Origin of the sequence: Vibrio sp. D401a, assembly GCF_030248515.1 — a bacterium.
GTDB classification, from domain to species: domain Bacteria; phylum Pseudomonadota; class Gammaproteobacteria; order Enterobacterales; family Vibrionaceae; genus Vibrio; species Vibrio rotiferianus.
The window spans coordinates 25,599-38,335 of record NZ_JAHGAI010000010.1; the positions used below are offsets into that span (position 1 = coordinate 25,599).

Below are 12,737 nucleotides of genomic sequence, written 5' to 3' on the forward strand. Positions count from 1 at the left end.
GCTTTCATTAAACTCTGTTAGCTTTTGTTTTTTGCCCTTTTTCTGCCACAAAACTTAGCATGGCGACATTCAAATAACGGCTCGATTTATCAGCCTTCTAAAACTAGGAATGTAAACTCATGCTTAAAAAAATGACGCTTATCGCAGCAGCTACCATCGCACTTTACGGCTGTGGTGGCGGCTCTTCTTCTGGATCTTCAAGCGGCAATAAAGGTCCACAAAACAGCTTTGATTACCCGATTTCAAACTCATCTTTTGCACCAGTATCAAGTACAAAATTGCGCTATGACATTGCTTCTGATGAACAGCAAATCGGTACAGTGACGATGGACTTTGAAGCAATGAGCAGTCAGGAGCTTATTGATGCTTTGTCTAACGTTCCACAATCGGCACCTGTGATTCAAATCATCCACGATCTGGTTAACAACGGTATCACTCAATTTTATCTGTCTGAGCAAGTTGAAGAGAACGGCGAAGAGGATAAATCGATCTACTTTACCGGCACCGATGGCGCACTACACGAAATCACCGATGCTTACCTTGTTAACCGTATCTCTATCGCAATGCTTATGGATAGCAGCCCTGTGTTTCGCGTGGAAGGTTCGACGGTTAAAGAGAAAGACCTGAACATTGATATTAGCGTAAACACCATCTCTATTGATTTATCGCTGAATGGTGAACAAGTGGCTAACCTTTTGAATGATTTTGAGGATCACGAATGGGTAGAACAGCTGCCAGATAACGCAGATTGCAAAGCTTGGTGGAGCCAACAAATCACTGAGACAGGTGCGCGCAAAACCTTCACTGTATCTGGCAAATCGATTGAAGCGGCATACCTAACCGAGAAGAACACCTACAACCTAAGATGTGATGGTATGGATTCAATGGAATTTGAAACATCGGCAGAGCGTTGGTTCAACCCTGCACTAGGCTTGATTGAGCAAGTTGAACTGTTGAAAGCCGAACAGACTCAAATCAGTGAAGAGAAAGCAACTCTGAGCAAGATCGAGAAAGCATAGACCACAATCTCATCTCATAGAAAAAAGGCTTTGGGGAGCACTCCAAAGCCTTTTGTTTAGGATCGAAATCCTTAGGGGTACTTTTTATTTGCTTTTATTCTTCAATCAGCAAGATGCGAGTTTCGTAAGGACGCAGTACTTGGTGATTGGAAGCAATCGCGCTGGTCGCATTTTGATAGTTGGAAAGCAGGTTTTTGGCTTTACTCATATCAAAACGCTCTGGTAACACACACTCCACCTCTTCGCCGTAGTAGTTGTTAATACACAACAGCGTTTGCTTATCGTTCTGACGAGCATAAGCAAAAATACGTTTGTGCTCTGGCAGCAGGTCCTCGTAACGACCATCAGTGATCACTTGAACCTGTTTACGCAGTTCAATCAAGCGCTTGTAGAAGTAGAACACCGAGTTCAAATCGGCAATCGCGGCTTCCGCGTTGATCTCTGAATAGTTCTGAGCCACCTCTAGCCAAGGCGTGCCCTCAGTAAAGCCCGCGTGTTTCGCGCTGTTCCATTGCATTGGCGTACGTGAGTTATCACGCGACTTCTGTGCCAAAATCGCCATCATATCGTCGTGAGATACGTCATCGCGATTGACCATGATGTCGTACATGTTCGTGCTTTCAACATCGCGATATTGGCTGATTTCGGTGTAGCCCGGGTTGGTCATGCCGATCTCTTCACCTTGATAAACATAAGGCGTGCCTTGCATCATGTGTACCGATGCCGCAAGCATTTTGGCAGATTCAACACGGTATTGTTCGTCGTTACCTAATCGACTCACAACGCGTGGTTGGTCGTGGTTACACCAAAATAGCGCGCCCCACCCTTTGCCATTTAAGCCGGTTTGCCAATGGTTGAAGATCTGTTTCAGTTGGATGAAGTCAAACGGCGCTTTCGTCCACTTATCACCATTTGGGTAATCAACTTTCAGGTGGTGGAAGTTGAACACCATCGACAGCTCTTTGCCATCTTGCGCTGAATACTGCTGACAATGCCCTAGCGTGGTGGACGACATTTCACCCACCGTCACGCTGCCATATTTTTGGAACACGGCTTCACTGATCTCTTGAAGGTATTCGTGCACACGTGGACCATCCGTGTAGAAACGGCGACCATCACCAATATCGTCACTTGGGAAGTCTTGTTGCTTGGAAATCAGGTTGATAACGTCAAGACGGAAACCATCGACGCCTTTGTCTGCCCAGAAGCCTATGACTTCTTTTACTTCCTCACGTACCACTGGATTTTCCCAGTTTAAGTCCGCTTGCTCTTTAGCAAAAAGGTGCAAATAGTACTGACCCGTTTTTTCATCCAACGCCCAAGCATTGCCACCAAACTTAGATTGCCAGTTGTTTGGCTCTGCGCCATCAACAGGATCTTTCCAAATGTAGTAATCACGGTAAGGGCTGTTTTTGTCACCCAGTGCCGATTGGAACCAATGATGCTCTGTCGAAGTATGATTGACCACGATGTCCATGATGATTCGAATACCCAGTTGGTGAGCCTCTGCCAACAGGGTATCGAAATCTTGCATAGTGCCGAAATCTGGGTTGATCGCGTAATAATCGGAAATGTCATAACCGTTGTCGATCATTGGCGATTGATAAACCGGCGTCAGCCAAATCGCATCCACACCAAGGTGTTTTAGATAATCTAGTTTAGAAATGATCCCTTTAATATCGCCCGTGCCTTTACTTCCACTGTCACAAAAGCTTTTTGGGTAAATTTGGTAGATGGTTGCGGTTTTCCACCAGCTCTCATCATGCTTGGTCATTGCCATTTCTAACGCTCACTTACCATTAAACGGAAACTTAAAAATCTTAAAAAAACGAAGAGATAAACGAGGCAGCCAAATCGCTGCCTCAGTTCGAATTACGCGCTAGCGGTTTCTAACTCGCCTTTCATTTGCGCACGCTTATACAACACAAGGGTCAGTGCCACTGGTACAACAATCGCCACCAACATCGCCAGAGCAAATACGCCCCAGAACTGTGGTTGGATAGACAAGATGCCCGGCAAACCGCCCACACCGATACCGTTCGCCATCACACCTGCGCTACCACAGATAGCAGCGGCAATCGCACTACCGATCATCGCGCTCAGCATTGGGAATTTGTATTTCAAGTTGATGCCGTACATCGCTGGCTCAGTCACACCAAGGTAAGCAGAGATAGCCGCAGGCACTGAGATATCACGCTCGCCGTGTTTTTTACTGATGATAATGATGCCAACTACTGCAGATGCTTGAGCAATGTTTGAAAGTGCAATCAGAGGCCAAATTGGCGTGCCGCCTAGCTCTTGCATCAGTTGAAGGTCAACCGCGTTGGTGGTGTGGTGAATACCGGTAATCACCAATGGCGCGTATAGGAAGCCGAAGATGGTTGAACCAATCATCGCGAAGTCACCCGTCATGGCAGCTTTCGCAGCAAAAGCAACGCCGTCACCCAACATACGACCGAATGGACCAATGATAGAGTGCGCAAGAATCACCGACACAATGATAGAAACAAACGGTACCACCACTAGGTAAAGGTAAGACGGAATAATGCGTTTTAAGTTAGTTTCAATAAATGCCAGTGCAATACCGGCTAACATCGCCGGAATCACTTGCGCTTGATAGCCCACTTTCTCGATGGCGAATAAGCCAAAGTCCCATACTTCAGGCACTTGCTTACCAATCAGATAGGCGTTCATTAACTGTGGCGAAACCAGAGTGACACCCAATGTGATGCCCAGAATCGGAGTACCGCCGAGCTTTTTCACTGTCGACCAACACACACCAACTGGTAGGAAGAAGAAGATCGCCTCACCAATTAGCCATAAGAAAGAGTGTACCGTAGCCCAAAACTGGCTGATTTCCGTTAACGTTTGGCCATCAAACATCTTGATGTCACCAATCACGTTACGGAAGCCAAGAATCAGACCACCGGTGATGATCGCTGGTAGCAGTGGTACAAAGATTTCAGCAAGGTGGGATATACCACGCTCAACGATATTCATATTTTGACGAGCAGCGTTCTTAGATTCATCTTTGCTCGCTTCACTTTTGCCGCTAAGCTCGATCAGAACTTTGTAAACCTCATCAACTTCAGTGCCGATGACGACCTGAAATTGACCTGCGTTGGTAAAGCAGCCCTTCACCATAGGCAGTGCATCTAACTGTTTTGTATCGGCTTTGTCAGTGTCATTCAACACGAAACGCAAGCGAGTTAAGCAGTGGCTTACACTGGCAATATTGTCCGATCCCCCGACCAGCTCAATAAGACGCTGTACATCTTGGCGCGCAATCTTACTCATAACTTTGTCCACCCTGTATTGGATACATTCAATTCATCGTTTTATTTTTATAATGGGAACATTCCCATTCGATGATTTTAATAGTGCCATTTCGCATTCAAAAACAAAATGGGAACAGTCCCATTAATTGAGAATGATCACAGTATAATTTTAGAGCAGATCATCGAAAGGAGGATTAATGACGGATAGGCTGCTGGGTAAAATGCACCACAGACTCATCACCATTTAATTGATTAATCAGCATGTTAGCGGCTTTTTCACCAGCATGAGAGTAGCCAGGATCCACGCTGAAGACATTCGGGAAGAGAAAAGAAAGCAATTCGTTGCCACCCACACCGGTAACCACCACATCTTCACGTCCCACTTCTTGCAGACGTTTAATTACACCGAGAGCGATAGTGTCACTGGCACAAGCGATGGCTTGAGTATCGGATTGAAGGACTTGATCCACTAGCTGATAAGCACTTTCGTGGTTGAGCTTACCGGTTTGAAAGCAAGGTTCGATGCGCTTTTGCTCACACCAAGCTTGGTAAGCATTTAGTCGAGCGAGACCAGTGGTGCGGTCTTCTGGATCAACACCAATGTAGGCAATACGAGAAATAGATTGTTGTTCCAGATGAGAGAGCGCCATATCGATAACGCCTTGGTTATCATAGTTGATCGAGGAAACGATTTGCGTGTCCATCGCAATCACGACAATGCGATTGCCCCACTCCGCTAACGCTTGCTCATCACATCCAGTAAAGCCAAACACGATCACCCCATCGACGTTGCGACGTTTAAGCACATCCAAATGCTCATTGGTTTTATCGCGATCGAACTGGCTCTCCATGATCACCACATCGTATCCGGCTGAGTACAAAGCGTTGAGCATGGTCCCAACAGCGCGATTTTCTGATGGTGAATCCAAACGAGAGATGATCACACCGATCACCTTTTGACTGCCACCACGCATCGACTGCGCCGACTTTGATGGGACGTAGCCTGATTCACGAATGATTTGCTCTACCTTCTCACGCGTTTGCGGTTTTACCTTGGGATCATTGGTAAGCACACGGCTGACCGTCGACTTGCCCACGCCAGCCAATTTCGCGATATCAAGAATGGTGAGTTTTTTGCTCATAAGTGTTCAGACTAAAAGAAGGAATCAAACAAAAGGGAAGCAGCGGCTTCCCTTATCTCAGTCAGTAATGGCGATTACTTATTTAGGTACGCAGGCACATCTGCAATGCTATCTAATACTACTGTTGCGATAGCTTCACCTTGTTCTGTTACTGGCTTACCAGTGCGAACCAAAATCTTAGTGCCAACGCCTGCCGCTTCTGCTGCCATCATATCTTCAGCTTTGTCACCGATCATCACAGATTTCTCCATGTCGATCTTCAAGAAGTCACGTGCAGAAATGAACATGCCTGGTTTTGGCTTGCGGCACTCACAATCTTGCTTGTACTCACCAATGCCATGTTCAGGATGATGTGGGCAGTAGTAGATGCCATCGAACTCAACGCCATTATCAGCGAAGTTCCAGTCCATCCACTGAGTCAGAGATAAGAAACGGTCTTCGCTGAATTTACCACGTGCAATGCCGGATTGATTGGTCACAAGCACCAACAGGTAGCCTTTATCTTTCAGCGCTTTCGTCGCTTCAAAGACACCGTCAATGTACTCAAAATCATGTTCGTCATGAACGTAGCCGTGGTCAACATTGATCACGCCGTCACGATCGATAAAAACAGCAGGTTTTGCCAAAACGTATTTCTCTATTTACTCGGTTTCATCAGATTATTACATACCTTATAAGCACTCACACTATCTAATTGGCGTGAGTGAGCGACAAAACAGTTGATTTGTCGCCCGAGAATCGGTAAATCTTGAATATCCCTCTTTTATATTCCTTTCCGCCAAACATCCTCTGTTTTATTTTCCCAACAGAACATCCATACATTTAGACGTCTAGACGTAAAAATATCTATTGACTTACTACTGCTTAACCCATAGCATCAACTGAGAATTGAGATAGAGTTCAAAATTTACTCCTGTTAAAAGCCGTTTTTAACAGCGAAGTTCCCAGTATCTCTGTGCAGGTTGAAACATGATAGAAATAAAAAACGTCAATAAAGTGTTCTACCAAGGCAGTAAGGAAATTCTTGCCCTTAAGGACATTAATCTAGATATCGCGAAGGGCACCATCTTTGGTGTTATCGGCTCATCGGGCGCGGGTAAAAGTACCCTGATCCGTTGTGTGAACATGCTGGAAGCCCCAACATCGGGTTCCATCATCGTAGATGGCGTTGATCTAACCAAATTAAGCAAAAAGCAATTGGGAGAAACTCGCCGTAACATCGGGATGATCTTCCAACACTTTAACCTGCTGTCGTCTCGCACCGTTTTCGACAATGTCGCACTCCCTCTTGAGCTAGCAGGCAAAGACAAATCGCAAATCGCAACAAAAGTCACTGAGCTACTTAAGCTTGTTGGTCTTTCAGACAAGCATGAAAGCTACCCAGCAAACCTAAGTGGTGGTCAAAAGCAACGTGTGGCAATTGCACGTGCACTGGCATCAGACCCTAGCGTTCTGCTGTGTGACGAAGCAACCAGTGCGCTGGATCCAGCAACGACTCAGTCCATCTTAGAACTACTCAAAGAAATCAACCGCAAGCTAGAAATCACCATTCTTCTGATCACTCACGAGATGGAAGTGGTTAAGAGCATCTGTCACGAAGTGGCGATCATCGGTGATGGTGAACTAGTGGAAAAAGGCACCGTTGGTGAAATCTTCGCGCATCCGAAGACTGCACTGGCACACGAGTTCATTCGCTCTACTTTGGATCTTTCTATCCCAGAAGATTACCAAGCTCGCTTACAAACCACGCGCGTGGAAAACAGCTACCCATTGGTTCGCCTAGAGTTTACTGGTGCAACTGTGGATGCCCCTCTGATGACGCAAATTGCTCGTAAGTACAACATCGACGTGAGCATCCTAAGTTCTGATCTCGATTACGCTGGCGGCGTGAAGTTCGGCATGATGGTCGCAGAACTGTTTGGTAGTGAAGAAGACGATAACGCAGCGATTGAATTCCTGCGTGAGCACAACGTGAAAGTAGAGGTACTTGGCTATGTCCTTTAATACGATTTCTGAATGGCTGAGCTTAAACAGCAACCTACTTTTAGGCGCAACGTGGGAAACCTTTTACATGGTGGCGGTTGCGGGCATCGTTGGTTTCGCTGTCGGCATTCCTCTTGGTGTGATTCTGCATACCACTAAAAAAGGTGGCCTACTGGAAAACACCAAACTCAACGGCATTCTTGGCGCGATCGTCAACGTGGGCCGCTCGGTTCCTTTCCTAGTATTGATGGTTGCGATTATCCCAGTAACCAAACTGTTGGTTGGTACCTTTATCGGTACAACAGCAGCCATCGTACCTTTGACTATCGGTGCTATCCCATTTGTGGCGCGTCTAATCGAAGGCGCACTACTGGAAGTTCCATCAGGTTTGGTTGAAGCTGCGCAATCTATGGGTGCGACACCAACGCAAATCATCACAAAAGTTCTGCTTCCTGAAGCAATGCCGACTATTGTTAACTCAGTGACGATTACCCTAGTAACACTAGTAAGCTATTCAGCAATGGCAGGAACAGTAGGCGGCGGCGGTCTTGGTGACGTAGCTATCCGTTATGGCTTCCACCGTTACGATGTAGTGATCATGGCAGTAACCGTCGTGATGCTGATTGTTCTAGTACAAATTATTCAGTCTATCGGTGATGCAATCGTACGCCGCGTAGACCACAGATAAGAATTGAAAATACCAATTATAAGGAGATAGAGATGAAATTTAGCCTTAAGAGTCTTTTGACTGTTGCAACTGCCGCTTCTGCACTGGTTCTTGCTGGTTGTGGGGACAAAGAAGTCGACGTGAACAAAGTAAAAGTTGGCGTAATGGCAGGTGCGGAAGCTCAAGTTGCGGAAGTTGCAGCAAAAGTTGCTAAAGAGAAATACAACCTGGATGTTGAGTTGGTTACCTTTACCGATTACGTAACACCAAACGCAGCACTAGATGATGGCTCAATCGATGCGAACGCATTCCAACACAAGCCATACCTAGATCAGCAAGTAAAAGATCGTGGCTACAAACTAGTAACGGCTGGCAACTCTTTCGTATACCCAATCGCTGGTTACTCTAAGCAAGTAAAATCAGTGGATGAGATCGAAGACGGCGCACGCATCGCGGTACCAAACGATCCAACGAATCTAGGTCGTTCTCTGCTGCTTCTTGAGCAACAAGGTCTGATCGAGCTACGTGATGGTGTTGATCTGCTAGCAACGGTACGTGACATCGTAGGTAACCCGAAAAACATCACAATTGTAGAGCTAGATGCAGCACAGCTTCCACGCTCTCTTGATGACGTAGCGGTTTCTATCATCAACACGACTTACGCAAGCTCAATCAACCTAACACCTGAGCGTGACGGTATCTTCGTTGAAGACAAAGAGTCTCCATACGTAAACCTAATCGTTGCTCGTGAAGACAACGTTCAAGCAGCTAACGTACAAAACTTCGTGAAAGCATACCAAACTGATGAAGTTTACGAAGCAGCGAAAGACATCTTCAAAGGTGGCGTAGTTAAAGGTTGGTAATCGCCCCTTTCTACAACACTTGAAACTTAAAAAGGGCGCTCATCGGAGCGCCCTTTTTGTATTTGTTTTCATTGCGGTTTTATATCGCTAGAACAGCTGAACTTCGTCTTGCTCAACGTTCTTTTTCACCTGTTCTTCCACTTGAGGATGCTTGAACACATAAGGCGCTAGAAACGCAGTAAAAGGAATAGTCAGCACAATCCCCACACTACCCGCCAACGCGTTCACGACTGCGAGGCCCACCAGCGGCATATTCATAAACTGACTCGCCGGCATGTTAAGCCCCCACACCATCATAATGGTCGTCAATGAACCACCAGCAAACGCCAAAATTAAAGTGTTGGTCATGGTGCCCATGATGTCTCGACCAATATTCATCGACGCTCTAACCAATTGCTTTGGTTTGAGTTTCGGGTCGGTTTGTTGCAGCTCCGCGTACGCCGATGCAATCGAGATTGCCACGTCCATTACGGCACCAAGCGCAGCCACGACAATCGTCACGAACATCAACCAACGAATGCCCATCTTCACCGACGTTAGGTAAATCACGTCTTCGCCTTTGTCGAGGTAAATGCCCGACAAGTGTGCCATTTCGCCGAACCACTGCGCCATTACACCCGCGGCAATCACGCCCAATAATGTGCCGCCCATGGCACATAAACTCTTACGGTTATAACCGGAGACGAGAATAAAGCTGACTACGATGATCACCACCATCAATAAGATGCTGACCAACATTGGATTCCAACCAGCGAAAATACTCGGCACCAACACGCCAACGATTAATGCCGCAGTAAAATAGAGCGCGACCATTGAGTTAATGCCCTCTTTCTTACCAAAGCTCAGCAGCAACGCGCAGAACAGAGCAAGCATCAGGTAAATCGCGTCTGAGCGTTTGTGGTTATACGCCCAATAAACGGTGCCATTGGTGGTTTCGCGGATCATCATGATGAAAGTATCGCCTTCACTGACATAAACATTGTGCTGACGGCTGAGTGGATTGGTGACTTCCACCTCTAAGCCTTCGCTCTCACCTTCTAGGATTTTTGCCATGAAGACTTGTTTGCCTGTCATCACATCTGGCACCAGCGGATCAGGTGCCACATGGTTCGAGATCGAACGCGTGACAGTCGCTTCAACAAACTCTTGTTGCTGACGAGATTTAGGACGGAAACCTTCACTCCACGAAGAAGAAAACTGAAAAATAAGTGTGGATATAAGGATAATCAGTAGGGTGAAACCCCACTTGTTATAGATTCTTTTGATCATGAAGCACTCTTCTACATCACTCACTCCAACAGGCTTTGCCTCTGGTGAGTAAAATTAGGCGCGGTAACCTCTACCGCGCCCACATGCAGGATTAATGAGCTGGGTTACAGCCTGCTACCTTCTCATCAAGGGTTGTCGCGTCTTTGTTAGGGTTAACAAAGTAGCTCGACGAATCATTGATGTTCACAGACTTAACAATCGCTGGGTATTTCGGGTTCTCTAAATCAATCGAGACACAGATTTCCATGTTCTTCAATTGCTCCCAAAGTGCTTTACCCTCACCGTCACGCAGCGTAGTAATCTCTCCGCTTGGTTGGTATTGCGTGAATGCCCAGTTACCAACATTATCGCTGAAATCAGCAACATCAATGCCATGGTTCTTCTCAACATATGCAGTTAGCATATCGCGAATTGCGTAAACTGGCTCATTCACAGAGTCGTAGAACACGTCATCTTTGTCTGCCCAACCAAACTTCTGAATTTGCGAACCAAAGCGGTAGCTGTTCATCGCCACTTTGTAAGTCGCGTTTGGATCAAACTGTTCGCCACCAATGCTAGTAATGCTTACTCGGCTACCTTCATTCGTCACCGCGTTATTTTCATCCAACTCAAGTGATGGCTTGCTTAGATCTACCGTGAACTGGATGTCACCATCGAACTGATCGTAAAGATAAGCTGGCGCGCCTTTCTTGAACGATACGGTAATATCACCCGGTTTATATTGGTTGAAGTAAGAGTAAGACCATTCGATGAAGCGTTTCAGATTCGCACCTGTCATCTCAACACCAAGCAAGGTGTTGTCGTACTTGTACAAGTTAGTCGATTTACCTTTGGTGTAAACTTCATTATCAATTAAGTTAGATTGATCAGAGAACAGTGATGCTGCCGATACAACAGCCCCTTTGCCCTCACCAACAGCAGCTTCGATTTGCTGCATTTGAATCTGGTTAATCACATCCATCAAAGGCGTATCAACCACTTTCGCAAGGTGAATGGTCGAGTACAAACGCTCTGCAGTGTAGTTGTAATCCTTCGCTGTCGCTTCATCTTGGAAGCCCGTTGCGCTTGGCGTGAAGTTACCTGTCACACGACCGAGCTCACGTGTTGCATCTTCAACCGAAATATCATGCACGTATTGGAATTTCGCTTGTATCGCTTGATCTTCTTCCACTTTCTTAGTGCCGATGTTGGTCAATGTCGTGTCTGCCATCGTCCACTTGCCATCAACTTTTTTCAGCTGAATCTCAGCTTTAGCAAGGTAAGCACCCCATTTACCTGGCTCAATAATCTTCACACTTTGCTTACGATTTTCTTGGTTGTATTCACCAGATTTAGCTTTATCTTCGATTAGAGAATTATCGCCACCAATTTCTGACGTTGCTTTGCTAATTGGTGTCACCGTGCCATCAGCATTCACTTGCTCAATGTAGTTTGCGTGTTCGTGCCCTGCTAGGATGACATCAAATTTGTCCGCCATTGCTGAAGCAATCTTATAAACACCCACACCACCATCTTCTTGTCGGCCAAGGTGAAGCGCACCAACAATCACATCTGGATTGTATTTAGATACCAATTGGTCAACGGCTTCTTTAGTCGCATCCAATTCGTTCTCGAACTTCAAACCTTTGAAGTGATCCGGCGCAGACGCTTCCCAGTTAGGCACGTTTGACGGTGTTAGACCAACGATTGCTACTTTAACCCCTTCCACTTCAAACATTTGGAATGCACGAATGTAGTTCACATCGTTGCTTTCCCATTTGATGTTAGAAGACAGCACCGCACCATTAAAGTGATTTAAGTTACGATCGATAAACGAGCGCTCAAAGTTGAATTCATGGTTGCCCGGTACCCAAACGTCAAAGCCAAGCGAGTTCATGCTCTCGACCACTGGGTGAGTTGGGTCGTCGTTAAATAGCTGTGCAGAGTTACCTTGAACCGTATCACCGATATCAATCAGGATCATATTTGGATGTGCCGCTTTTTGATCTGCCAGTAAGGTCGCTACACGCGTAACACCAGCATCGTCATCTTCCGCATTCAACGCGTAATCAAAACCAAATAAACGACCATGTAAATCCGACGTCGCAGCAATAGCGATGGTTACTTCATCGGCTTGTGTTGCTTCACCTTTTACCACTACATCAGGCGTGTTAGTTAGCGTTTTACCCTCTGCGACAACTGGACTGTAATCCGACGGTACTTCTACATATTTTGTTTCATCATCGTTACAGCCAGCCATCAAGCCGACTACAGCAATACAGACTAAGCTTCGTTTAAATAAAGTCATCTCAATTCCTTCCAGATTATTTTTATATATATTTTCGGAAGGGGCCCTCTTCCCAAAACCTTAATAAGGATATGGATATTATTTGAAATTTTTGAGAAGCAAACGTTTCAATGCTTACAATGCATGCATATGTGTTACATTTTTCTTTGAACGTGAACACAGGTCACAAACTAGGGGATGAGAGATATCTTCAGAAAAAATGCTTTCAAAAACAAAGCATTGACAGAGT

Annotated in this window: 10 protein-coding genes; 4 read left to right on the forward strand and 6 right to left on the reverse strand. The window is 45.9% G+C overall.

What is annotated here, in order from left to right:
* Window positions 1–119 precede the first annotated feature (119 nt).
* A complete protein-coding gene (locus tag KIV41_RS06080; protein ID WP_285335906.1) occupies window positions 120–1,019 on the forward strand; it encodes a hypothetical protein in 900 nt (299 codons plus the stop codon).
* 94 nt (window positions 1,020–1,113) lie between these two features.
* Here KIV41_RS06080 and treC read toward each other — a convergent pair whose 3' ends face one another.
* The 4 genes from treC to gmhB form a co-directional block, all read right to left on the reverse strand.
* Window positions 1,114–2,799 (reverse strand): alpha,alpha-phosphotrehalase, encoded by a 1,686-nt coding sequence (gene treC, locus KIV41_RS06085; protein WP_285335907.1) that lies wholly within the window; start codon window positions 2,797–2,799, stop codon window positions 1,114–1,116.
* A 92-nt stretch (window positions 2,800–2,891) separates the two neighbouring features.
* Window positions 2,892–4,316, reverse strand: a complete 1,425-nt coding sequence (gene treB, locus KIV41_RS06090) for a PTS trehalose transporter subunit IIBC (protein ID WP_010446414.1) — start codon at window positions 4,314–4,316, stop codon at window positions 2,892–2,894.
* A 175-nt stretch (window positions 4,317–4,491) separates the two neighbouring features.
* On the reverse strand, window positions 4,492–5,439 hold the full coding sequence (gene treR / locus KIV41_RS06095; protein ID WP_285335908.1) for a trehalose operon repressor TreR: 948 nt from the start codon (window positions 5,437–5,439) through the stop codon (window positions 4,492–4,494).
* A 74-nt stretch (window positions 5,440–5,513) separates the two neighbouring features.
* The gene (gene gmhB / locus KIV41_RS06100) at window positions 5,514–6,065 is read right to left on the reverse strand and encodes a D-glycero-beta-D-manno-heptose 1,7-bisphosphate 7-phosphatase (protein ID WP_005381961.1); all 552 of its coding nucleotides are present in this window, start codon (window positions 6,063–6,065) and stop codon (window positions 5,514–5,516) included.
* A 343-nt stretch (window positions 6,066–6,408) separates the two neighbouring features.
* On the opposite strand from gmhB, the gene metN reads away from it, so the two are divergent.
* The 3 genes from metN to KIV41_RS06115 are packed head-to-tail and all read left to right on the forward strand — an operon-like array spanning window position 6,409 to window position 8,952.
* Window positions 6,409–7,443: a methionine ABC transporter ATP-binding protein MetN gene (gene metN / locus KIV41_RS06105; protein WP_041060310.1), complete on the forward strand. Its 1,035-nt coding sequence runs from the start codon at window positions 6,409–6,411 to the stop codon at window positions 7,441–7,443.
* Window positions 7,433–8,110 (forward strand): methionine ABC transporter permease, encoded by a 678-nt coding sequence (locus tag KIV41_RS06110; RefSeq protein ID WP_009705638.1) that lies wholly within the window; start codon window positions 7,433–7,435, stop codon window positions 8,108–8,110. The genes metN and KIV41_RS06110 overlap by 11 nt, the downstream gene beginning before the upstream one ends.
* Before the next feature lie 32 nt (window positions 8,111–8,142).
* Window positions 8,143–8,952 carry a MetQ/NlpA family lipoprotein gene (locus KIV41_RS06115; RefSeq protein WP_010446406.1) on the forward strand — a complete coding sequence of 270 codons (810 nt, stop codon included), beginning with the start codon at window positions 8,143–8,145 and terminating at the stop codon, window positions 8,950–8,952.
* 87 nt (window positions 8,953–9,039) lie between these two features.
* On the opposite strand, the gene KIV41_RS06120 is transcribed toward KIV41_RS06115, so the two are convergent.
* Together KIV41_RS06120 and KIV41_RS06125 are read right to left on the reverse strand one after the other, a co-directional pair.
* A complete protein-coding gene (locus KIV41_RS06120) occupies window positions 9,040–10,221 on the reverse strand; it encodes a YibE/F family protein (RefSeq protein WP_285335909.1) in 1,182 nt (393 codons plus the stop codon).
* A 91-nt stretch (window positions 10,222–10,312) separates the two neighbouring features.
* Window positions 10,313–12,508: a bifunctional UDP-sugar hydrolase/5'-nucleotidase gene (locus KIV41_RS06125; RefSeq protein WP_285335910.1), complete on the reverse strand. Its 2,196-nt coding sequence runs from the start codon at window positions 12,506–12,508 to the stop codon at window positions 10,313–10,315.
* Window positions 12,509–12,737: the final 229 nt, after the last annotated feature.

Bases quoted from the DNA above. Each gene is read 5' to 3' on its own strand.
- KIV41_RS06115 (WP_010446406.1), top strand. From the start codon at position 8,143: ATGAAATTTAGCCTTAAGAGTCTTTTGACTGTTGCAACTGCCGCTTCT.
- KIV41_RS06125 (WP_285335910.1), bottom strand. From the start codon at position 12,508: ATGACTTTATTTAAACGAAGCTTAGTCTGTATTGCTGTAGTCGGCTTG.
- treR (WP_285335908.1), bottom strand. From the start codon at position 5,439: ATGAGCAAAAAACTCACCATTCTTGATATCGCGAAATTGGCTGGCGTG.
- metN (WP_041060310.1), top strand. From the start codon at position 6,409: ATGATAGAAATAAAAAACGTCAATAAAGTGTTCTACCAAGGCAGTAAG.
- treB (WP_010446414.1), bottom strand. From the start codon at position 4,316: ATGAGTAAGATTGCGCGCCAAGATGTACAGCGTCTTATTGAGCTGGTC.
- KIV41_RS06120 (WP_285335909.1), bottom strand. From the start codon at position 10,221: ATGATCAAAAGAATCTATAACAAGTGGGGTTTCACCCTACTGATTATC.
- KIV41_RS06110 (WP_009705638.1), top strand. From the start codon at position 7,433: ATGTCCTTTAATACGATTTCTGAATGGCTGAGCTTAAACAGCAACCTA.
- treC (WP_285335907.1), bottom strand. From the start codon at position 2,799: ATGGCAATGACCAAGCATGATGAGAGCTGGTGGAAAACCGCAACCATC.
- KIV41_RS06080 (WP_285335906.1), top strand. From the start codon at position 120: ATGCTTAAAAAAATGACGCTTATCGCAGCAGCTACCATCGCACTTTAC.